The 21,584-nt window shown below is 34.0% G+C and carries 16 protein-coding genes, 1 tRNA gene and 1 pseudogene; 10 read left to right on the plus strand and 8 right to left on the minus strand.

Features of this window, described 5'->3' with window-relative positions:
* Positions 1-257: 257 nt before the first annotated feature.
* The 4 genes from ACFIME_RS09080 to ACFIME_RS09095 all read right to left on the minus strand — a co-directional run bounded on the left by ACFIME_RS09080 (position 258) and on the right by ACFIME_RS09095 (position 4,185).
* Entirely contained in the window at positions 258-623 is a 366-nt protein-coding gene (locus tag ACFIME_RS09080; RefSeq protein WP_375661884.1) for a hypothetical protein, read from the minus strand.
* A gap of 206 nt (positions 624-829) precedes the next feature.
* Positions 830-1,177, minus strand: coding sequence for a hypothetical protein (locus tag ACFIME_RS09085; protein WP_375661885.1), 348 nt, complete (start codon positions 1,175-1,177; stop codon positions 830-832).
* Positions 1,178-1,351: 174 nt separating this feature from the next.
* Positions 1,352-1,708 carry a hypothetical protein gene (locus tag ACFIME_RS09090; RefSeq protein WP_375661886.1) on the minus strand — a complete coding sequence of 119 codons (357 nt, stop codon included), beginning with the start codon at positions 1,706-1,708 and terminating at the stop codon, positions 1,352-1,354.
* Between the two features lie 1,781 nt (positions 1,709-3,489).
* Entirely contained in the window at positions 3,490-4,185 is a 696-nt protein-coding gene (locus tag ACFIME_RS09095; RefSeq protein ID WP_375661887.1) for an HAD family hydrolase, read from the minus strand.
* Positions 4,186-4,558: 373 nt separating this feature from the next.
* Between ACFIME_RS09095 and ACFIME_RS09100 the strand changes: the two genes are divergently transcribed.
* Positions 4,559-5,647: a site-specific DNA-methyltransferase gene (locus ACFIME_RS09100; protein ID WP_375661898.1), complete on the plus strand. Its 1,089-nt coding sequence runs from the start codon at positions 4,559-4,561 to the stop codon at positions 5,645-5,647.
* Between the two features lie 755 nt (positions 5,648-6,402).
* Here the strand turns inward: ACFIME_RS09100 and mutY are convergent.
* Positions 6,403-7,461, minus strand: coding sequence for an A/G-specific adenine glycosylase (mutY, locus tag ACFIME_RS09105; protein ID WP_375620664.1), 1,059 nt, complete (start codon positions 7,459-7,461; stop codon positions 6,403-6,405).
* A gap of 203 nt (positions 7,462-7,664) precedes the next feature.
* Between mutY and ACFIME_RS09110 the strand changes: the two genes are divergently transcribed.
* The 5 genes from ACFIME_RS09110 (at position 7,665) to ACFIME_RS09130 (ending at position 13,414) form a co-directional block, all read left to right on the plus strand.
* The gene (locus tag ACFIME_RS09110; RefSeq protein WP_375638055.1) at positions 7,665-8,165 is read left to right on the plus strand and encodes a DUF721 domain-containing protein; all 501 of its coding nucleotides are present in this window, start codon (positions 7,665-7,667) and stop codon (positions 8,163-8,165) included.
* Positions 8,166-8,247: 82 nt separating this feature from the next.
* Positions 8,248-8,904 (plus strand): DsbA family protein, encoded by a 657-nt coding sequence (locus ACFIME_RS09115; RefSeq protein WP_375611143.1) that lies wholly within the window; start codon positions 8,248-8,250, stop codon positions 8,902-8,904.
* A 172-nt stretch (positions 8,905-9,076) separates the two neighbouring features.
* Positions 9,077-11,743: a pyruvate, phosphate dikinase gene (ppdK, locus tag ACFIME_RS09120; protein WP_375684836.1), complete on the plus strand. Its 2,667-nt coding sequence runs from the start codon at positions 9,077-9,079 to the stop codon at positions 11,741-11,743.
* Positions 11,744-12,461: 718 nt separating this feature from the next.
* Entirely contained in the window at positions 12,462-12,659 is a 198-nt protein-coding gene (locus ACFIME_RS09125; protein WP_375684837.1) for a hypothetical protein, read from the plus strand.
* Between the two features lie 566 nt (positions 12,660-13,225).
* The gene (locus ACFIME_RS09130; protein WP_375661891.1) at positions 13,226-13,414 is read left to right on the plus strand and encodes a hypothetical protein; all 189 of its coding nucleotides are present in this window, start codon (positions 13,226-13,228) and stop codon (positions 13,412-13,414) included.
* A 97-nt stretch (positions 13,415-13,511) separates the two neighbouring features.
* Here the strand turns inward: ACFIME_RS09130 and ACFIME_RS09135 are convergent, their stop codons facing one another.
* On the minus strand, positions 13,512-14,345 hold the full coding sequence (locus tag ACFIME_RS09135; protein WP_375636199.1) for a peptidoglycan-binding protein: 834 nt from the start codon (positions 14,343-14,345) through the stop codon (positions 13,512-13,514).
* A gap of 1,054 nt (positions 14,346-15,399) precedes the next feature.
* Here ACFIME_RS09135 and ACFIME_RS09140 point away from each other — a divergent pair.
* Together ACFIME_RS09140 and ACFIME_RS09145 are read left to right on the plus strand one after the other, a co-directional pair.
* Positions 15,400-15,775 (plus strand): annotated as a pseudogene (locus tag ACFIME_RS09140) (DUF5330 domain-containing protein).
* A 108-nt stretch (positions 15,776-15,883) separates the two neighbouring features.
* Positions 15,884-16,294 (plus strand): SufE family protein, encoded by a 411-nt coding sequence (locus ACFIME_RS09145; protein ID WP_375611146.1) that lies wholly within the window; start codon positions 15,884-15,886, stop codon positions 16,292-16,294.
* Positions 16,295-16,392: 98 nt separating this feature from the next.
* On the opposite strand, the gene ACFIME_RS09150 is transcribed toward ACFIME_RS09145, so the two are convergent.
* The gene (locus ACFIME_RS09150) at positions 16,393-16,830 is read right to left on the minus strand and encodes a MucR family transcriptional regulator (RefSeq protein ID WP_012754848.1); all 438 of its coding nucleotides are present in this window, start codon (positions 16,828-16,830) and stop codon (positions 16,393-16,395) included.
* 854 nt (positions 16,831-17,684) lie between these two features.
* Here ACFIME_RS09150 and ACFIME_RS09155 point away from each other — a divergent pair.
* A complete protein-coding gene (locus tag ACFIME_RS09155; protein ID WP_375684838.1) occupies positions 17,685-19,778 on the plus strand; it encodes a S9 family peptidase in 2,094 nt (697 codons plus the stop codon).
* Between the two features lie 82 nt (positions 19,779-19,860).
* Here ACFIME_RS09155 and ACFIME_RS09160 read toward each other — a convergent pair whose 3' ends face one another.
* On the minus strand, positions 19,861-20,463 hold the full coding sequence (locus tag ACFIME_RS09160) for a superoxide dismutase (protein WP_375661893.1): 603 nt from the start codon (positions 20,461-20,463) through the stop codon (positions 19,861-19,863).
* An 877-nt stretch (positions 20,464-21,340) separates the two neighbouring features.
* Here ACFIME_RS09160 and ACFIME_RS09165 point away from each other — a divergent pair.
* Positions 21,341-21,415: transfer RNA gene (locus ACFIME_RS09165), tRNA-Gln, on the plus strand.
* Positions 21,416-21,584 lie beyond the last annotated feature (169 nt).

The following is a 21,584-nucleotide window of genomic DNA, read 5'->3' on the forward strand; positions in this document are numbered from 1 at the left end:
AATGAATATTGAAATGATACAGCACAAAATTTACACTGAAAGATTTATAAGGTAATTTTATGGCATTTCGTACGCAAATCTATAATTTGAATAATCGTTGTTTAGCTTAATTTATTATTTTGTACTAAGAGATATTATATTTATCCCACGCGGTATTATTAGTAATGAACAAAGCCTCTATAGAAAGCACAACAAAATCCTGCCCCAATTATTTGAAGCAGGATGTAATTTAAACATTGCTTTAAATTATTTTGGAATTATCTGGTTAGACCTACTATTATCCCGATTATTCCGCCGAATAAGGACATAAAAGCGCCAGAGAGTAAACCAAAAATAAAAGATCCCGTCATGGTAAAAGTTCCTATTGTAATGGGTTCGAAAAACACATTCTCAATTTTTCCTTCAATGGGAGCTTCATTTCCCACTCCATAATTTAAATTTTGTACATAGAGAGTATCCATACGCATTGCTTCTTTTTTCCCTTGTTTCATTACAAAAAGAGAAATATCTTTTTTTTGTGGGGTGTTGCTCAAATGACTTGCATTAACATTCACAACTTGTACAAGAGAAAAAGCAATCACTATAAAAATATTTAACACGTAATTTTTAAACACTTTTGTCATAATTTCACCTCAAATCCTTTCTGACTTCAGCGTGGATAATTTAACGAATCAGCGGAGCTGGTGAACACACTAAGGAGATATAAGTGCGTGCAGCTCTTTTTTCTGTGGTGAGGGTTATTGTTTTTGTTCAATAACAATGAACAAGTGTGGATATACTTGAGAAATTAGAAAATTTTGTTTTTATAAGTTTCAATTTAAATACAGAGTTATCTATGTCTTTTTATATGATTTATTATCGCCGCTATGATAAAGCCCACTAGGGGTGCTAAATATCCTATTAAAAATGACAAACCGAAATCTCCTATTATGACCGGCTGAGCTATTTTCTCAACTCTTCCTTCAACAGTAGTCCCATTTTTTGCTCCGTAGCTTAAATTGGGAACGTAGAGAGATGCGATATGGGTTACTTTCTCTTTTACCTGACTGATTACAAAAGCATCTTCTCGTTGTAAGTTATTGCTCAAGTGATTTGCATTAACATTTACAACTTGTGAAAGAAAAAAAGCAATCGCCATAAAAATATTTAACATATAATTTTTAAACACTTTAATCATAATTTCACCTCAAATATTTTATAATATAAATATATATGCGTAAATTTACACTTTGGATATTTTTATGTAATCCATTTATATTTTATAGCAATAGAAACTTTATTATGTAATTATTTACAATAAACCAGAGACACATAATGAATACGTTGCTCTAGAGTTCCAGACGAGGTTGAATTATTTGAACATCAACATTATGTCCTTTATCCAACTTATTATCGATCCTATAAGGTTTATTACATATCCAGCAGACAATATTCCTATTCCGATAGTTATAGGCTCAACGACCTTTTCAATTTTCCCTTCACCTGTTGTTCCATTTTCTGTTTGATAACTTACAGATGGAACATAGAAAGCAGTCTTAGAAACTACATTGGATTTCGCATACTTTACTTGTTCCATTGGTAAGACAGAAAGTTCCTCTTTTGGAATATCGTTTTTCAAACAGTTTGCATTAACATTTACAGTTTGTGAAATAAAAAAAGCATTCGCTATAAAAATGCTTAAGATATAATTTTTAAATATTTTCACCATAATGTTACCTCAAATATTTTTAATTTATATATGTAATAAAATATACATAATGTTTATATATCTCACACTATATATTTCAATATGTATTATTAGTCAATAATAAAAATACATATAAAAAATATAAATATATTTTTTATAAACATTATTGTAAAAATGTAACAGTAATAATCACAAAAATATTTTTTAAAATTTTATGAAATATTTCGTTATGTGTTATATATAAATAACATGTGGTGATCGCATAATTTTTATAAAATGATATTAATATTATTTTTTAATACATTTATAGATAATAAAAAATATGAAAATTATGATGTATTTATAAAAATTAATATTAATAATTCAAATATAAATGGACGCGATAAATTTTTATTATTTACAATAGTTGTTATATATAATAAAAATATACAGTTCACTCATAGTATAAAGTAGAGCTCGAATTGGATAGAGATAAATGATATTATCTTTTTCTCGCCAATGTGAACAGCATATTAATGTGATGTAAAGCAGTGTATAGAAGAATATCAATTCAGAGACATTTATGAGTGCTGAAAGATCGGCATTAGATAATATTTTTCAACATTTTCTTCTTTCCAAACCGAAAAGTCACTTTCCTTTTTAGAAAGGATGTCTTTCCTAAAGTTGGATTACTTTTGAAAAGATCTGATTTCATTACTTATTTAAAAAATCTATACAAGTGCTTTCAGAAAATTTTGAGCAACTACAGGTATCTCTTTACGTTGTTCTATGTTTCATATTTATGTGCTTTTTTAAGAAATCCTTCTCAAGGTACTCAAGCCTATTTTGCAATTATAGATATGATGATAAAGCCCCATAATATAAAATTCTTAGGGCATCAGAATCTTTGATGTTTATAAAGAAGAAAGATGGCATCGCCATACACTTTGCTCGCTTCTAATGTTGCTACAATTTTTGCCTTTTGAGATGATTCATTAAAAGGCATTTTTATTTCTTTATTTATTTAATTCAGCATATCCAGGTTTGAAATGAGAGAATCTTACAATATTCGGTTTTTTTGCTTAATTTGAATAATGATAAATTATGATTATAAATCAATATATTGTCTGTAAATTACTTGGTATGAAATGTTTTTTATAAAATGCACATCTTCATAAGAGTGTATTCTTTTTGTTTTTTGTAATCTTAGGGAGGTTGTACCAATTGATGCTGTTAAAATACTATTTAAGCAGCAAAGTAAATAAGCCTTCAACAAGTTTATGAGATTTGGATTGAGTAAATATAAGCCTTTGTAACTCAACAAGGACGCATTTGTCATTTTCAATAAAGTCTTGTGTTCCATAGATTCCGCGAATTTTAATATTTTTTCCATGATCAATATGCACATCCCTTACAATTTTACCATAGTGTGTGTTTTTTTGATCAGATGAAAGAGGTTAGCAATTTTCACATCTTATCGAGCAAGGCATCGTAATATTTCTTTTTTGACAAATATAATAATTTATCAGGATGAGCTGCTGTGGTTGGGAGTGGGATATTGGATTTGAGATAGATAAGCAGGGTTTAATTTTTATGAGTTTGCACCCCTGTTTTTTGCTTTTTTTTTAAGTACGTGCAATGGTTAACAGACTTATGATCTCAATGAGGTGCTATATTTTTCCTTCACATTGAGATGCAATTCACCCGTGTCGTGAATTGCGCATTTATTGAAGTTATTATAAAAGGAGCAGCGAGAAGAGCAGGACATTTGAATAAAAATGCTTCTTACAAGAGTTTACAAATTGATATATTCAAGAGATTTTTTATAATAGATCTCGCCATACTGCCATTGCTTCTAAGACTTCTCCTAAATGAGCATGTTTTGCAATAACTGTTTCTGCACCAGCTTCTGCAAGTGCATTAGAGTGGCCAAGATAGCTATGTGATCCTCCCGTAAAGCCGATGACACGCATGCCTGCTGCTATGGCTGCGTGTACACCATGAAGTGAATCTTCTATAACGATAGTGTTTTGGGGCTCTGCCTGTAATTGTTGTGCGGCAAAAAGGAAAACATCAGGGGCCGGTTTCGTTCTTTTTGTTCCAACTTCAGGTGCTGAAAATATTTTACCTTCAAAAAGGTCATAGAGATCAACCGTGGTGAGCATCTCTTTTATATCTACGCTTTTTGCATTAGAGCAGATACAGTAGGGATAGCGTGTTTGGATAATTTCTACAGCTTCTCTTACATCATCAATAGCCCGTAATTTAGTTTTTATTTGTGTACGAAAAATATTAGTCATTTGATCTATGAGATGAGCAGAAATAGGTTTTTCTGTTTCCTGTTCAACGTGTTTAAGAATATCGCGAAAGATAAGCCCTGAAAAACGCTCACTCAATTCTTCGGGTGATATTTCATATCCTGTTTGTTTGAGCAATTGAGATCCAATTTTTGCTGCAAGATATTCAGAGTCGACGAGAACTCCGTCACAATCAAAAATAATAAGATCTATCTGAGGCATAAGATATTCCTTTACATGTTACGAGATGGACAACTTTCATGAAAACGATATTGAGAGGATCTTATTTCATAAAAATACGCTTTGAAAATGATTTTTAATTCTTTTACGAAATAAAAGATATGGGAACAGTACATTGAAAAAAAGAAAAATAAGGTTTCATTCATATGAAAGTTTTTTTTTACTTAAAAAAACAAAAACAATTATCAATTTTGTAGAACTTTAACGATACGTTTACGCTATTTTGTAAATATGGATTGGTAATGCGGGCCTATAAACTATTTTGGTTGATTATAGGGCAAATTCAGTTAATTTTGTTGGGTTTTTCATGACAGTTATTCAGCTTCAAAAAGATTTTCTTCGTACTCCCTCACAGATGCCATGGCGCAATAAAATTTTTAAAGGAGATTGTGTTTCCGTTCTAGAAAAACTTCCAAAACATTCCGTTGATATGATTTTTGCGGATCCACCCTATAATTTGCAATTGGACGGAGCTTTATATCGTCCAGATCATTCGCTTGTTGATGCGGTTGATGATGAATGGGATCAGTTTGAGAGTTTTGCTGCTTATGATGCTTTTACCCGTGCATGGTTGCTTGCTTGTCGTCGTGTATTAAAACCCAACGGAACACTTTGGGTTATCGGATCTTACCATAATATTTTTCGAGTTGGGACGGCATTACAAGATTTAGGTTTTTGGATGCTTAATGATATTATTTGGCGCAAAAATAATCCGATGCCTAATTTTCGAGGGCGCCGTTTTCAAAATGCTCATGAGACGCTTATTTGGGCCGTGCGAGATCAAAAAGATAAAAAGTACACATTTAATTATGATGCCTTAAAAGCGGCAAATGAAGATCTACAAATGCGTTCAGATTGGCTTTTCCCTCTCTGCACTGGAGCTGAACGTTTAAAGGATGATTCAGGGCGTAAATTACATCCAACACAAAAACCGCAAGCGTTATTAGCGCGTATTATTATGGCTTCTAGTAAACCTGGTGATGTTATTCTCGATCCATTTTTTGGTTCGGGAACAACAGGTGCTGTTGCCAAGCTTTTAGGGCGTGATTTTGTTGGAATTGAACGCGAGCAAGATTACATCGATGCAGCATGTGAGAGAATTGCGGCGGTTCAACCTTTAGCGCAACCAGAACTAGCGATTTTGGATAGAAAAAAAGCAGAACCGCGCGTAGCATTCAACAGTTTGCTTGAAGCAGGTTTACTCTATCCTGGAGAAGTTCTGTATGATCGTAAGAAGCAAGTATCTGCTATTGTAAGAGCTGATGGTACGATTATGCATGGTGGTGAAGCGGGCTCAATTCACGCAATGGGAAGAAAGGCTCAAGATTCGCAGAGTTGTAATGGTTGGACCTTTTGGTATTATGAGGAAAATGGACGGTTGAAGTCCATAGATCATTTAAGAATGATCATACGTTCACAAATGTTAAAAACGGGTGTTTTATGAATTAAGCTGATCGCTTCATTCTATTGACCACCAATGTACCTGATCTTGATTGAGATGGACGTGAGGGTGTTTTAGCCTTTCTTAGATGTTTTTTATTGACACACTAATCTCGCTTGTAAGCGACAAGCGAGTATTTTTATGCTTCTTTTAGAAGAAATTAAAATGAGAAATTTTCACTCTATGTTCTGATTTTAGTTCCAAAACAGTAAAGTTTCAATATAAGCTTATAAAAATGAAATATCAGAATTAAAAGGTTCATTCAGAAGTTCAAAATTAAGTGCTTTTTTGAATACGTACATCTGTAAAGTGCATATAATATATTGATTATAAAGATAATTTAGCGCAACTCATATTGAAATGCCCTCGGAATATCGTCAAGTTTTCTTATTTCAAATTTGTTCCATATTGAATCGATGAAAATTACTTTCTTGCTTGTCATAAACGGGGTTGGCGTGTGAATAAAAATTGTTAACGAAAGAACTAAAAGTACCTCTTATAATCCGTTTCACGTACCAAGGGATGTTGAGGGGGCTGGTAAATATAACGATGATGCTAACTTGCTCCGTCATAAGCGAAAAAAGGATAGATCCTGAAATTTAAATCTAAAGCTTCTAAGCGTTTCTATCCCTCCTTAATTTTTGTCTGTAGAAAAAATTGGTTATTTCATTTTTTAAAATTTTTCTTTTACAGATTAATAAATGATCGCTAGAGATACAAAAGTCTCCATTAGAAAACATTTTTATGAATAGGGAAGGTTATTTAAATCTGAAAGAATTGGGAAGTGCTACGGAAATGGCTTTTTTCATAACAGTAGGTAATGCTTCTTCGGCAAGATGTTGAATGTTACACCACCAACCATTTTCACAATTCATTTCATGAACATCTTCGGTATAGTAAACATCGAGTTTTAGAGAAAAGTGAGTAAAAACATGCGTAATTTGTCCTTTGAATTGCCAATTGGCAGTAAAGGGTGCGTTTTGGAGCCCATTTTCGTTGTTTATGCCAATATTGTTAGGAATTTGGGTCATTCCACCAAGGAGCTTTTGCGTCTGTCGTTTTTCCAAATAAATTTGTTTCTTTTTATTAAGGACCACAAAAGCAATACCTGTTTTTGAAGGGCGTTCTTTTTTAGGGGCTTTAACTGGAAAAGACTCCGGTTGTTGCATCTTTTCTGCTTTGCATAAACATTGAAGAGGGCAGGTATAACAAGATGGTTTGCGTGGAGTACAAATTGTTGCTCCCAAATCCATCATTGCTTGAGCAAAGTCACCAGGACGATTTAAAGCAGTAATTTTTTGTGTTTTTTCTTTAATTTCAACTTTTGCTTTTTGCAATATTGAAGTGATAGCAAAAAGTCGCGCTACCACACGTTCGACATTACCATCAACCACTGCTACAGGGTGGTTAAAAGCAATCGCAGCAATGGCTGCGGCAGTATAATCTCCAATACCGGCTAGAGTTCGCAATTCTTTTACAGATTGTGGAAATTGTCCCGCGTAGTTTTCAACAAGCTGTCGCGCACATTTTTTAAGATTACGTGCGCGTGAATAATAACCAAGTCCAGCCCATGCTTTCATGATATCATCTTGGGAGGCTTTTGCTAAAGAGGAAAGATCCGGCCATAGTTTTAGAAACTTTTTAAAATAAGGCTTAACTGTTTCAACGGTTGTTTGTTGAAGCATGATTTCAGAAAGCCAAACTTGATAAGGATCAGGACGGATACCTTGTTTTTGCTTTTCAGGGGTAATCCGCCATGGAAGATGTCTGTGATTTTGATCGTACCAAGCAAGGAGGTGCGAAGAAATTTCATACATGATTGCTTTCAAGCATAGGGAGATATAAAATGCAAAAGAAAAAATTATTTATTTTGTAATTCATGTTTTTTGCTCTTTTATTGTCAAGGCTCTGGTGAGAAAAGGCTTTTTATTTTGTTGATATTTCATAAATTGAGGAGGCAAAAATTTTTAGATGAAACAAATGATTTTAATTTAGTAAGCGCTTGAACAATGATCTAAAAATGAGAAAACAACTTAAAAAACGTATCTTTTATTCTCTTTCTGAGGCGGTATACAAAATACTTGATCCAGTTTTACGCAAACGGACAGGGCTTAATGTAGCGCTTATAGAACACTGGCCACAGATTGCGGGCTATGATATCAGTGAACATACAATGCCGCTTAAAATTATTTGGAAACGTCGTGCAGATCAAGATGAAGTTTTTCAGCCAGCAACACTTGTTGTCGCATGTGAAGGATTTGCTGCGTTAAAATTGATGCATGAAACAGAGGAATTACTTCATAGAATTAACGGATTTTTTGGCTATATTGCTATTGATCGCATCAAGATTGAGCAAAGGAGTATGTCGGTTTTTATGAATCACTTGCCTCTAAAACCGCCTTTGAGTGAACAAGACAAAAAATGCGTGGAAAAAATGCTTGAAGGAATTGAAGATAAAAGTTTGCACCAAGCACTTTATCAACTTGGCTGTTGCATTTTTTTGGAAAAAAATAATAAATAGAAAGATATTTTATATATTTTTCTTTAATATATGAGAAAGCATTGGATTCCTATTCGTTAATAACAACAGAAAAGTATTATTTATGGTAAAATATCGTTCTTTTTTATCTTTCGGGATAATTTTTCTCTTCATAACGATTGTACAAAACAGTGTAACAGTTGCTTTAGCGCGTGATCCCAAATCAGTGGCAACTGTTGATATGGCAGAGCTTCTCCAATCGGGTAAAGTAAAGGATCGCTTTGAGGGAGAGGCGGATGCACCAGTCGTCATTGTTGAGTATGCTTCGTTGACATGTACCCATTGTGCGCATTTTTATAATGATATACTTCCCCAAATTCGTAAAAAATATATCAAAACAGGAAAAGTAAAACTTATTTTCCGAGAATATGCTTTTGATCCTCGGGCAACAGCAGGTTTTATGTTGGCACGGTGTGCACCGGAAGATCGCTATTTTCCTTTGATAGAAGTTTTATTTCAAAAACAAAATGAATGGGCTTTCGGAAAAAATGCTCTAACACCATTGAAGAAAATTGGCTTAATGGCTGGTTTTACAGATGAAAGTTTTACTGCGTGTTTGAAAAATCAGTCCATTTTAGATGAAGTAAATGCATCTTTTGAACGCGGTAAAGAGCTTGGTGTCACAGCAACACCTACTTTCTTTATTAATGGTAGTAAATATGAAGGTGCCATGAAAGTAGAAGAATTTTTTTCGGTGATTGATAGTTTTCTAAAAAACTGAATCTTAATCTTCCAGAAGATGGATAGTGATTTTTGGTCATTATCTCTTTTGGAAGGATTAATATTATGCATTTATGAAGCGATATCGTTGAGCCAATTTTGAATCAAATCATTGCTTTTAAGTGAGCCTGGGTTGAATGATGTTTTGAAGCTGATATGGGAGGATTTGTACAGTGAAAAAATGGGTTTATAGTTTTGGAGATGGAAAGGCAGAAGGAAGTGCAAGTGAGCGTAACCTTCTCGGAGGTAAAGGGGCTAATTTGGCAGAAATGAGTAATCTTGGTTTGCCCGTACCACCCGGATTTACGTTGACAACAGAAGTTTGTAATTTTTATTATGCCCATGACAAATCATATCCAGAAGAGCTACAGGAATCTGTTAAGCAAGCACTAAGATACGTTGCTGAACAAACAGGACGTGAATTTGGGAATGAACAAAGACCACTTTTGCTGTCTGTTCGTTCAGGGGCTAGGGCTTCTATGCCAGGGATGATGGATACAGTGCTGAACCTTGGCATGAATGATAAAACTGTAAAAGCAATTGCTTTACAAGCCAATAATGAACGTTTTGCTTATGATAGTTATCGGCGTTTTATCCAAATGTATTCTAACGTTGTTTTGGGGCTAGACCATTCGTATTTTGAAGAGATTCTTGATGAAGCAAAAGCATGCAATGGTTACACTATTGATACAGAAATGACAGCAGATGATTGGAAGAATGTTATTATTTCTTATAAAGCCTATGTTGAAGAAAAATTAGGAACCCCTTTTCCACAAGATCCTGAACAACAGTTATGGGGGGCGATTGGAGCCGTTTTTTCAAGTTGGATGACAGCACGTGCAGTTACTTATCGCCGTTTACATAGCATTCCTGAAAGTTGGGGAACGGCAGTTAATGTGCAAGCTATGGTTTTTGGTAACATGGGAGAAGATTCGGCAACGGGCGTTGCTTTTACACGCAATCCATCGACAGGGAAAAAAGAACTTTATGGTGAGTTTTTAGTTAATGCGCAAGGGGAAGATGTTGTGGCGGGCATTCGAACGCCTCAAAATATTACAGAAAATGCGCGTATTGTTGCTGGTTCAAATAGACCGTCGTTAGAAAAAATTATGCCTGAGGCTTTTTTGAAATTATGTCAGATTGCGCAGAATCTTGAGCAGCATTATCGGGATATGCAAGATCTCGAATTTACCATTGAAAAAGGTAAATTATGGATGCTTCAGACTCGTTCAGGAAAACGCACGGCTCGTGCGGCTCTCAAGATGGCAATTGAAATGGTTGAGGAGGGGTTAATAAACCGTGAAGAGGCTGTGATACGTATTGATGCAAAGTCGCTTGACCAACTTTTGCATCCAACACTTGATCCCAAAGCAGAACGTTTTGTTATAGGACGTGGTTTACCTGCTTCTCCTGGAGCCGCAACTGGTGAAATTGTTTTTACTTCAGAAGAGGCAGAAACTGTGTCGGCGGAAGGTCGCAAAGTTATTTTGGTCCGGGTAGAAACAAGCCCAGAAGATATTCATGGTATGCATGCTGCAGAAGGAATTTTAACAACGCGTGGCGGTATGACAAGTCACGCTGCTGTTGTTGCGCGGGGGATGGGAAAACCATGTATTTCTGGTGCTGGCAGTGTGCGGATTGATTATAACACAAATACGTTGTTTGCCTCAGGAGAAAGCCTAAAAAAAGGTGATGTTATCACAATTGATGGTGGAAGTGGAGAAATTTTCAAAGGGAAAGTTGCAATGTTGCAGCCTCAGCTTTGCGGAGACTTTGCAAAATTAATGGAATGGGCTGATGGGATGCGACGTATAAGAGTTCGCGCTAATGCTGATACACCATCTGATGCCCGTATGGGACGCTCTTTTGGGGCTGAAGGTATAGGTCTTTGCCGTACGGAGCATATGTTTTTTTCTGATGAACGTATCGTTGCCATGCGTGAAATGATTTTAAGTCATGATGAAAGTGGTCGTCGTAAAGCACTAGATAAGCTTTTGCCAATGCAGCGTTCAGATTTTAGTGAATTATTTGAAATTATGTGTGGTTTACCTGTTACTATCCGCTTGCTAGATCCACCATTACATGAATTTTTGCCTAAAACGAAAGCAGAAATTCTTGATGTTGCAACAGCTATGGGGGTTTCTGCTGAAGTGCTTGCTGAACGCACTCAGCAGTTGCACGAATTTAATCCTATGCTTGGATTACGAGGATGCCGTTTAGCTATTACTTATCCTGAAATTGCAGAAATGCAAGCGCGGGCGATTTTTGAAGCAGCAGCAGAAGCTGCCCAAAAATCTGGATCTCCTGTTATGCTTGAAATTATGGTGCCACTGGTTGCGCTTAAATCTGAACTCGATTTTGTGAAAGCGCGTATTGATCAGGTTGCTGAGGAAGTGATGAAAGAAAAGGGAAGCACTATTCAATATATGGTTGGGACGATGATTGAACTTCCAAGAGCGGCGCTTCGAGCAGATGAAATTGCTGAAACTGCTGAATTTTTTTCATTTGGAACAAACGATTTGACACAAACTACTTTTGGGATTTCCCGTGATGATGCAGCTCCTTTTTTGGCAACCTATTTTCAAAAAGGTCTTTTAGAGCAAGATCCTTTTGTGTCTATTGACCGTGATGGAGTAGGGGAACTTATTACCATTGCTGCACAGCGTGGACGCTCAAAGCGTGCAAAAATAAAATTGGGAATTTGCGGTGAACATGGAGGCGATCCTGCCTCTATTGCTTTATGCGAAGAAAATAACCTAGATTATGTTTCGTGTTCTCCTTTTCGAGTGCCAATTGCTCGTTTAGCAGCAGCTCAGGCCGCAATAGCAAAAAGGATGTAATAGGTTAATATTTTTTGTTGTATCGTTATTACTGAAATAAATTTTTATATATTCTTTTATTTTCTTTAATAAAGGGAATAAAAATGCTTCTAAAATGCACGATAAGTTGTGTTACGCGAGAAAGTGTTTTTTTTAGAGGTTTATGAGAGAAAATATAAAGCAGGATAGACAAAGATGTATTATTAATACTACTTTCTATTGGCGAACCTCTTGATAGAGAGAAACGTGTTATTGTGCAGTCAATTTATGCGTTTGCTTTTTTATAGGGGAATGAGCTCCTCACGCAAAATAGAATGCTCCAAACAAATGCATTTTTTTTGCACATCATGCTGTTTGAGATAGACATTTCTCAGTGGATGCTCCATTTCACATTGATATTCGTGGAATGGGGATTATGTAAAACTCCCCGTAAGTTTATAAAAATCTTCCCAAAATTTATAAACTCCATTATGCACTCCCATCTTTACATTTATAAAGGAATATCAAAGTTACACAATCTATTGATTTATAAAGATAATTTTTTATTTCTCATATTGAATGAAAGCTGTAAATATCATAAGATCTTCTTATTTCGACTTCTTTTATAATGAATCAATCAAAACCATGTTTTTTGTATGTTACAGGCGGGATGAGCGTCTGTGGATAAAAAAATAAAGCAAGGATATGCCTCTTATAAATCATCTCAAGTGAGAGCTATCACAAATTGAAGGTAGGTACAGTGTGTAATGGTGCCGGCGTGCTTCTTCACAAGCGTAAAGATGATGTGCGCTGTCGCGCAGTTGTTGTGGGGGGGCTTGCTATTATTATTCACGGGCGTTGTTGCGAAGTGGTTTTGGGTGCTTTAGAGATGTTTTTTAAGAAAGCCCGTGAATGGCAATCCAAGTATATTCCGTTTGGGACATTTTGTTTTAGGTGAGGGGGAGTGAGACTAAAAAGACATGTGATAAATAAGAGCATGAGGCAATAGGTAATCTCCGTTATTTTAAAGATATTGCTTTAGATGTCTTTGAAAGGCGTAAAGCTGAATTAAAAGGAAATGGCAAAGATGAAAACTGGTTTTTACCTTAAATTTTCATATTCTTCCCAAATTAGGCTGTTTTCCTGTTTTAAGAGATTATACAAACAGAGATGCGCAATATTCTTGCCTCCATTTGGCATACAAAAGCTATAACAGCTGAGAGAAGTACTAAACTGTCTTAACATTTGTTTCAAACATACTGCTGCGTTAGGTTTGGATGTTGATTTATAGGCAATACTAAACGCACACGCTCTCTTAAGAAGACAATGTCATAAAACACATAACTTTCCAGCAGTAGATTAGAGAGAAGTGCCGGTTTTTTATCAGACACTTTGCAAAACAACAACCATAACACAACTAGCTTTATGTCTACTTATCCTTACAGGTGTTTGCACAAATTCTTTGCATCATATTTATAAAGATCAAATTGACGATAATATATGGACAATTCGTGGTTCGATAATATGAAAGGTTTACGTGATACGATACTACAAAAATTTCGTGTCCTTTTATCATCAGAGGCAATAAAAATGCTAGAACAAGCGCGTTTGCTATTTTGCAATATTCTTTTTTCTGCAATCGGTTGTGGTTTTTTTGAAGCAAATTATACGGCTCAATATGTAATGTGTAAGAAAACCATTCTGATTGATTGAATATAAGAGGGCTTGAGATGAAGGAATGTTTGAGGGGAGCATTAAACAAACGAAAGATGAATTATCATTATAAATTAAGAGATTATTATGATTAGCTTCAATTTAATAAACCAATTTCACGCATTTTCATTAAAATTGTGTGATTAATTTTACCTGTTACAGGAAGATCAAATATTTTTTGAAACTGTTTTAAGGCTTCTATCGTCTTTTGATCTTCTATTCCTGTGACAATAACCTCCTCATTCCCAAAAATATGTAAAGCTTTTTGCACTTGTATAATATCTTCAACAGAAGGCTCTAAAATAGCTTCTTTTAAGTGTGTCATATTTTTTGTATTGTTTGTTTCTATTTCGCTTTGCTTAATTAATATCGCGATTTCATCTGCTGCGGGATTAGATAGAACATTCTTTTGCATTCTCTGAGCAGTTTGCTGTTTCCATAAAGTGATGGCTCGGCGTGTTTTAGGTCCTTCCAGTCCATCTAATGGACCATCATAAAATCCTAATTTTGCTAGTTCTTTTTGCTTTTCCAGCATGCTTGCTGATTGAGAGGGTAAAGGTGAATTTGTGTGGTTATGACTTTGAGAATGTACAGAAGCTACACGGGAGAGTTCTTGTGATTTTTCTTCTTTTTCCGATAAAGTAGAGCTCTTACCTATACTTTGAACAGAGGAAAATTTCATTTGAGTTAAAATATTTTGATGCGTTGTCATTTGCGAAAATAAAGCATTAAATGAAATAAATAAAAAACTAATGCTAAAAAGAAGAAATCCAACAAAAAATAAAGTATTTTTTCGTGTATAGAAATAAAGAGTTTTTGCACTCCAAAAAATAAAATGAAAAGTTATAAGAAGAAGTGTTATAACAATACTACTGTAGTATTTACGGTGTTTTACAGTTTTTTTTCGGTATGTCTTTCGTTTTGTTGCCATTACTTTTATTTTCAGTTGCGTTTATTTTTTACAAAGAAACAAATATAAATTAGGAAACGAATATGAATCAGTTCTTACTTCCAGCCAGAGAGAAATGCATTGACATTATTGATTTTTCCTTTCAAACTCCTAGAATGAGCAGCTTCATTATATCAATTTATAAGTTGATAAATCAACAAGAGTTCTTACCAACTTTTATTCATTTCATTTTTTTACAAATCTTTAATGTGTATAAAGAGAGCACCAAATGATTAGCATTCAAGATCATTTTGGTGTTTGCAAACTGCATTATCACATATAATTATCTAAACAATAATGCCACGTTATTCTTCATTTTGTGCCATATGTTTGCCTATTATTTAAAATAAAATTGAAAATATTTGCCTATAACGCTAAAAAGATGACAATCGTTATCTATTCTTTATAATTTACATATAGATGGTTACTGATCCATAAACGGTTTGGTAAGAATAATTATCTCTTAATAGTATTATATTTTGGTATAAATTCCTTCTATTAAATAATTTTCATAAGTATCAATTAAATTGATGTTTACAATGTTATAGAAAAAAACTGGCTTGAGATGTAATCATAAGAGATGCAGTTATTTTTTTGATGTTTTTATCGACATGTTGACCATTTTCATAACATTCCAGTAAAAATTTTATAGATAATATAAATATTTTATCGACACTAGAGTCAGAATAACAGAATTTTACTCTTTTTAGCCTTTTCAACTAAGCTAAGATGGTGGACTATTATTTAAAATAATTATGTACACAACATGATTATCTCTCTCATTTTTTATCATAGTATGTTCATTAACATGACCAGCTTGTAAGTGTATAATTTTGATGTTAATTTTTTACTGAATAGACAATGTATCCCATTTTATACAGCGGAATTGTGCCATATTTATAAAAAAGCCAATGATATAGATCCAATACATGAATACTCAATTTTATAAAAAGCACATTTTATAAATTGTTTATAAAGCAACAGTGTATAAAATGCTTCTTTTATTGTATTGACCACTGCGGTACATTGATTATCCATGATACGTTTTTTAATCAAATTATCATTTTTTTTATTTTTTATTTTTGTCATTATTTCATTTTTTGTAGCAGATCCAAGCAGTAACCATTCTTCTAGCCCCCAAAATAATGAGACAACAACGAGCGATGTGATTATTGCTTTTAAGGAAGCCTTAAATGACTTAGGCGCATTTTGTGACCGTAATATAAAAACCTGCAAAGTAGGAAAATCCTTTTTAAGTTCACTTGGCGAGCGCGCATATTACGGTGCAAGAGCTGCTTATGAATATTTAGGGAACATATTAGGAAACAAAAATGATATCAGAGACTTCCCCTAATGTTTCTTACAAAATCGAAATACAAGAGTTCTTACAAAACCATGCAATGTTATCTTGAAATAAGGATTTTTAACGTTCTTCGTGTTATTTATGTTAGGAAGAATAAATATTTATTTTTTATAAGTGTATTCAAGAATGATTATTCAAACGAAACAGGACTAAAATAATGGCGGAAACAATCGGTAATATTATAGAAAACTTTTCGCTTTTGGATAATTGGGAAGATCGTTATCGTTATGTCATCGAGCTTGGCTATGAATTGCCACCTTTTCCAGAAAGCGCTCGAAACGATGCTCACAAAGTTCCTGGTTGTGTTAGCCAAGTGTGGCTTTTATCTTCACGTAATAACTCAAAAGATCCAATATTGACGTTTCAAGGTGATTCCGATGCTCATATTGTGCGTGGACTCATTTACATACTTCTTGCTTTTTATTCAGGCAAAAAAGCTTCTGAAATTCGCAATTCTGATGCTCAAGAGCTCTTTGAAAAACTTGGTTTAAATGAAAATCTTACACCACAACGATCAAATGGTCTGAAATCAATGATTAAACGGATTCGTAACGAAAGCTATATGTAATCCCCTTGGTAGAAATTGCTATATATACAAAAGCTTCACACAAAACATGTATACTAAAATCAACTTTATACATGAAACCATTTTTTCGCAAAATAAGATTATTTAGTTTTTTTCCGTTTGCTTTTGCGTCCAAGCCCCATTTCTTTGGCCAAAGCCGATCGTGTTTTTGCATAATTAGGCGCCACCATAGGATAAGAACTATCTAACTGCCATTTTTCACGATATTCCTCTGGCAACATTCCATAATGTGTCATGAGATGACGCTTTAGAGATTTAAACTTCTTTCCATCTTCAAGGCAAATGAGATAATCAGGAAATACTGAACGCTTCGGATTAACGGCAGGCCTTTGTTTTTCAACTTCGACTTCTGTTAACTCTAGATTCCCTGCTTTACGAAAAGCAGCATGGACATCAGCAATTAAACTTGGCACTTCAGTCGGTCGAATAGAATTATTACTCACGTAGGCAGCAACAATATCAGCAACCAATGTAATAACTAAATTGCTTTCAGTCTCTAAGACTGCACGATGTTCCATTCTTGTTTCCTTTAATTTAAAATTGAGTAATTCAAAATCGAGATATAGTGCATATACTCATGATATAAAGATCTCATGCACATGAGCTTCATATTGTACAAAAATCTTTTTTGTCAATTCAATTATTCTATAAAATTGCCAAAACACAAAAAAATCAAATAAATACCCATTTTTTGTCATAATATACAATAAGAAAAACGAAATTATTACATGCTAAAATATATTTTTATCCTATAACATATCATACATAATATATAATACATCACAAATATAAAAAAATATATGATAAAATTTATTTATTTTTTTTGAGAACGTAAAAATAAAATTACTAATTATAAAAATATAATATATAAATTATTATATTTTTTTTGAATACTTATAGTTTAGTAAGTTTATGTTTAATAAGTTTTAAATTCATTTTTATTATTTATATTTATAAAATTTAATAATAAAAAACATGATGTATTATAAATATGACATAATAGTATTATTTATAATATAAAATTATTCATTAAAAGGAGATAGGACATTTTTATTTTTTATACAGTAATAATAATATTTTAGATATATTTATTCCTCTCTGTAAAATTATGCGATTATACTGTTTCAAAAAAAATCAATTCTTTTTCTAGTAGTTTAATTGTTTTACCAGTCACTTTCATTATAAAAGTGGTGTTATATCCCTAGAAAACAATAGCTGTGATATGTAATGAACAGAAAGGTATTAGTTTTAAAAATTATCATGGTGCTATTTTTGCAAGTGAATAGAACTTATAGATTTTTACACTTGCATCAATCATTGTGATTCTAACATATAAACGAAGCTATTAACATATTTTAATATAGGATTGTGTATGACTCGCACTTTTGCAATTCCTCCCAAAGCATCTAGAATCACTCATAAGGAAATATATCATGGTATTTTTCGTGATGATCCCTATCATTGGCTACGTGCGTCTAACTGGCAAGATGTTTTTAAAGATCCTAACTGTCTTGATCCCAATATTCGACATTATCTTGAAAAAGAAAATGCTTATCAATCAGCTCAAATGGCTGATACAAAACCATTACGAGATTTGCTTTTTACCGAAATGAAAAACAGGATCCAAGAGAATGATAGTTCTGTTCCTATAAAACATGGTCCTTTTGCTTACGGATTCTCTTATGTTACCGGAGGCCAACAACCACATTATTTTCGGACACCAAGGAATGGCGGAGAAAAAAACGTGTACCTTAATGGTGATGTCTTGGCAGAAGGCAAAGAATATTTCAAATTTGGTTCAGTTCAAGAATCTCCTGACCATACACATGTGGTATGGACCTATGATGACAAAGGATCAGAATTCTATACAGCTAAAATTCGTAATTTTGAGACATTGTCTGACTGTATGGACACAATTACTGATACATCTGGTCAAATTGTATGGGATGCTAGATCTGAAGGTTTTTTCTATACTAAGATGGATAAAAACCACCGACCTTCAGAGCTCTATTATCACCAATTAAACACATATCAATCACAAGATAAGCTTATTTTTCGTGAAGACAATCCAGGTTTTTTCTTAGATGTAAGCGGTTCTAAGCTTAATGATGTTATTTATATTAATATTCATGATCATGAAACATCCGAGATCTGGTTAATTCCTGCTGAGGCGCCTTTTACTGTTCCCCAATGTGTACGGAAACGACAAAAAGGTATTGAATATTCACTTACAGAGGGTGGTGATGTCTTTTATATTCTGACCAATTTAGATAATGCAAAAGATTTCAAAATTATGGTAGCGCCATATACATCTCCACAATCAGAAAATTGGTCTGAGTTTGTCCCACATCAGCTTGGGTGCCTAATATTATCCCATGATGCTTATCAAGATTTTCTTGTCTGGATCGAACGTTTTGAGGGGCTTCCACGTATAAAAGTGATGGAACGTACCACTAAACAAGTGAATTCCATTGCTTTTACTGAAGAGGCTTATTCTTTAAGTTTGCAAGGAGTTGCAGAATATAACAGTCCAACTATTCGTTTTTCCTATTCATCTATGACAACACCTGATCAAGTGTTTGATTATGAGATGAAAAATTGTAAACGAATGCTTTTAAAAACGCAAATAATTCCCTCTGGGCATAATAAAGATGCATATGTAACACGACGGATTACAGCAATAGCAGACGATGGTGAGAAGATTCCTATTTCACTTTTTTACCACAAAAACACTCTCCTTGATGGTGGTGCGCCTTGTCTGCTTTACGGTTATGGTGCTTATGGGATCTCTATTCCTGCCAGTTTCAATAGTAATGTACTTTCTCTAGTAGACAGAGGTTTTATTTACGCGATTGCTCATATTCGTGGAGGAAAAGAAAAGGGAGTAGAGTGGTATGAGAAAGGAAAGCATCTCTTTAAGCACAATACATTTACAGATTTTATTGCTTGTGGGCGTTACCTTGTAAACAATAAATTCACTTCTCACGACCGGCTGATTGCTCATGGTGGTTCAGCAGGGGGGATGTTGATGGGAGCCATTGCCAATATAGCTCCCCAGGATTTTGCTGGGATCGTAGCGAATGTGCCTTTTGTTGATGTCTTAGCGACAATGTTAGATGCTTCATTGCCACTCACACCTCCAGAATGGGCCGAATGGGGGAATCCTCTTGAATCAGAAGAAGATTATAAGCTTATTGCTTCCTATTCCCCTTACGATAATGTCAAAGCTCAAAACTATCCCCCTATACTTGTGATGGCAGGATTAACAGATCCTCGTGTAACTTACTGGGAGCCTGCAAAATGGGTGGCAAAATTACGAGACCTAAAAACAGACGATAATGCAGTTTTATTACGTATTAATATGGATTCAGGGCACGCTGGTGCAGCTGGACGTTTTTCAAAGCTAGAAGAAGTTGCCTATATCTATGCATATATTCTAAAGATAGCAGGAAAAGACTTTTGCTAATCCATAATACTTCTGTATGAAAGTCTCCGATAATTTATTGGATTATAGAGACTTTCATACACTAAAAAATTATCTAGATAGTTTAAAATTCACATTCTTCATAAAGTTCCAAAACATAGTCCCAATTAATTAAATGGTCTACAAAGGATTCGAGGTACTTCGGTCGAGCATTGCGATAATCAATGTAATAGGAATGTTCCCACACATCGACACCCAAAATAGGGCGAGCATTGTGCACTAAGGGATTTTCACCATTAGGCGTTTTCATAATTTCAAGCTTGCCATCTTTAATAGCAACCCATGTCCATCCAGAACCAAATTGGGCACTAGCAGCAGCAATAAAATCAGCGCGGAATTTGTCGTAACCACCTAGATCAGCGTCAATAGCTTTTGCTAACTTTTCAGGAAGTTTTTGGCCACCACCATTTTTTTTCATCCAAAGCCAAAAGTGGTTATGATTGTAATACTGCGCTGCATTATTAAACAAACCAATATTTTTTCCAAAACTTTTTTTAACAATATCTTCAAGGCTTTCATTTTCTAAGCCTAACTCTTTCACAAAATTATTGGTGTTGGTAAGATAAGCAAGGTGATGCTTATCATGATGATATTCAAGCGTTTCGCGTGACATATAAGGCGAAAGGGCATCGTAATCATAAGGCAACGGGGGCAATTCAAAAGCCATTTAAAAATCTCCTCGATTCTAATTGTTAAGCTTATTTCATAAGCCTAATTTGCCATTTACCGCATTTAAAAGCAAATGTTGAATACCTAGTTTGTATGAAATAGTTTTAATGTTTCTCTTTTTGTAAAAGAAGCTTTTAGGAAATGTATATTCATCAATCAAAAAGGGTATTGGTCTACATAAAGATTGCTTCTGAAGATTTTTTTACATCTATGAGTGGGTAATAAATATCATTATCTTTTGAATAAAAAGTAAATGGAAATAGTTATTATTCCTTGTTTTTGTATCTCTATTTTTTCAAATACCATATAAAATGTTTTTAATTTTTGCAAAACTCTTCCAGTTTATTGGTGTATCATAATGTTTTCAACAGAATATTAAGTGTTATTTTTTAGGAAATATTTTTCAATGTGCTTGATTTTATTTTATGGTGCTACCCATGAATAATATAATGTAAAAATTAGTGGACATTACCATCTTTATGCTTAATGCAAGAGCACAGCAGCACTATTATACACTTACCGATTGCCAATTTGGTGACAGCTTTTTTCTTAAATTGAGCAAGATGGGATTTTAATATATCAAGAAAAGTAAATCATATGCAAATTTATTAGATACATGAGTAAACTGCAAGATTTTCATTTTCTGTTCCTAGAAAATCAATACAAAGAGCAAAATAATTGATGGATAAATGGTTTTTTCTTATGTTAAAATCACAACTGTATATCAGTTTCTGCTACGAATTTGTATCGATGGCAATGCCATACAAAACTCAGAAATTTTATGATAAAAAAGTAAAGTCTTTGATTTTCAGATATTGCGTCCAATCACAGGAATCGCTATAAAGTGCAAGACGTCGCTATAAAGCGTGTTTTTTTGGGGTATAGCCAAGTGGTAAGGCACCGGTTTTTGGTACCGGCATTCCCTGGTTCGAATCCAGGTACCCCAGCCAATATTTAATTAAATCAATAGGTTATATAAAAGTTCGGGAATTTTGATTCCGTTGATTCTTTTAACTTATTTTCCACCTATCCCTAACTTTTTTGAAGATTTTTGATTGCTTCTATTGCAAGTCGTTTTCTATCGGCTGTTTTGGTATAGAGGGATGCCATGTTATCTTC

The sequence above is a fragment of the Bartonella sp. AP1QHHD genome (genome assembly GCF_042196265.1).
Classification (GTDB): domain Bacteria; phylum Pseudomonadota; class Alphaproteobacteria; order Rhizobiales; family Rhizobiaceae; genus Bartonella.

Excerpts from the sequence above, each read along its gene's own strand:
- ACFIME_RS09080 (WP_375661884.1), bottom strand. The coding sequence starts at position 623 with ATGACAAAAGTGTTTAAAAATTACGTGTTAAATATTTTTATAGTGATT.
- ACFIME_RS09085 (WP_375661885.1), bottom strand. The coding sequence starts at position 1,177 with ATGATTAAAGTGTTTAAAAATTATATGTTAAATATTTTTATGGCGATT.
- ACFIME_RS09090 (WP_375661886.1), bottom strand. The coding sequence starts at position 1,708 with ATGGTGAAAATATTTAAAAATTATATCTTAAGCATTTTTATAGCGAAT.
- ACFIME_RS09095 (WP_375661887.1), bottom strand. The coding sequence starts at position 4,185 with ATGCCTCAGATAGATCTTATTATTTTTGATTGTGACGGAGTTCTCGTC.
- ACFIME_RS09100 (WP_375661898.1), top strand. The coding sequence starts at position 4,559 with ATGCCATGGCGCAATAAAATTTTTAAAGGAGATTGTGTTTCCGTTCTA.
- mutY (WP_375620664.1), bottom strand. The coding sequence starts at position 7,461 with ATGTATGAAATTTCTTCGCACCTCCTTGCTTGGTACGATCAAAATCAC.
- ACFIME_RS09110 (WP_375638055.1), top strand. The coding sequence starts at position 7,665 with ATGAGAAAACAACTTAAAAAACGTATCTTTTATTCTCTTTCTGAGGCG.
- ACFIME_RS09115 (WP_375611143.1), top strand. The coding sequence starts at position 8,248 with ATGGTAAAATATCGTTCTTTTTTATCTTTCGGGATAATTTTTCTCTTC.
- ACFIME_RS09130 (WP_375661891.1), top strand. The coding sequence starts at position 13,226 with ATGAAAGGTTTACGTGATACGATACTACAAAAATTTCGTGTCCTTTTA.
- ACFIME_RS09135 (WP_375636199.1), bottom strand. The coding sequence starts at position 14,345 with ATGGCAACAAAACGAAAGACATACCGAAAAAAAACTGTAAAACACCGT.
- ACFIME_RS09145 (WP_375611146.1), top strand. The coding sequence starts at position 15,884 with ATGGCGGAAACAATCGGTAATATTATAGAAAACTTTTCGCTTTTGGAT.
- ACFIME_RS09150 (WP_012754848.1), bottom strand. The coding sequence starts at position 16,830 with ATGGAACATCGTGCAGTCTTAGAGACTGAAAGCAATTTAGTTATTACA.
- ACFIME_RS09155 (WP_375684838.1), top strand. The coding sequence starts at position 17,685 with ATGACTCGCACTTTTGCAATTCCTCCCAAAGCATCTAGAATCACTCAT.
- ACFIME_RS09160 (WP_375661893.1), bottom strand. The coding sequence starts at position 20,463 with ATGGCTTTTGAATTGCCCCCGTTGCCTTATGATTACGATGCCCTTTCG.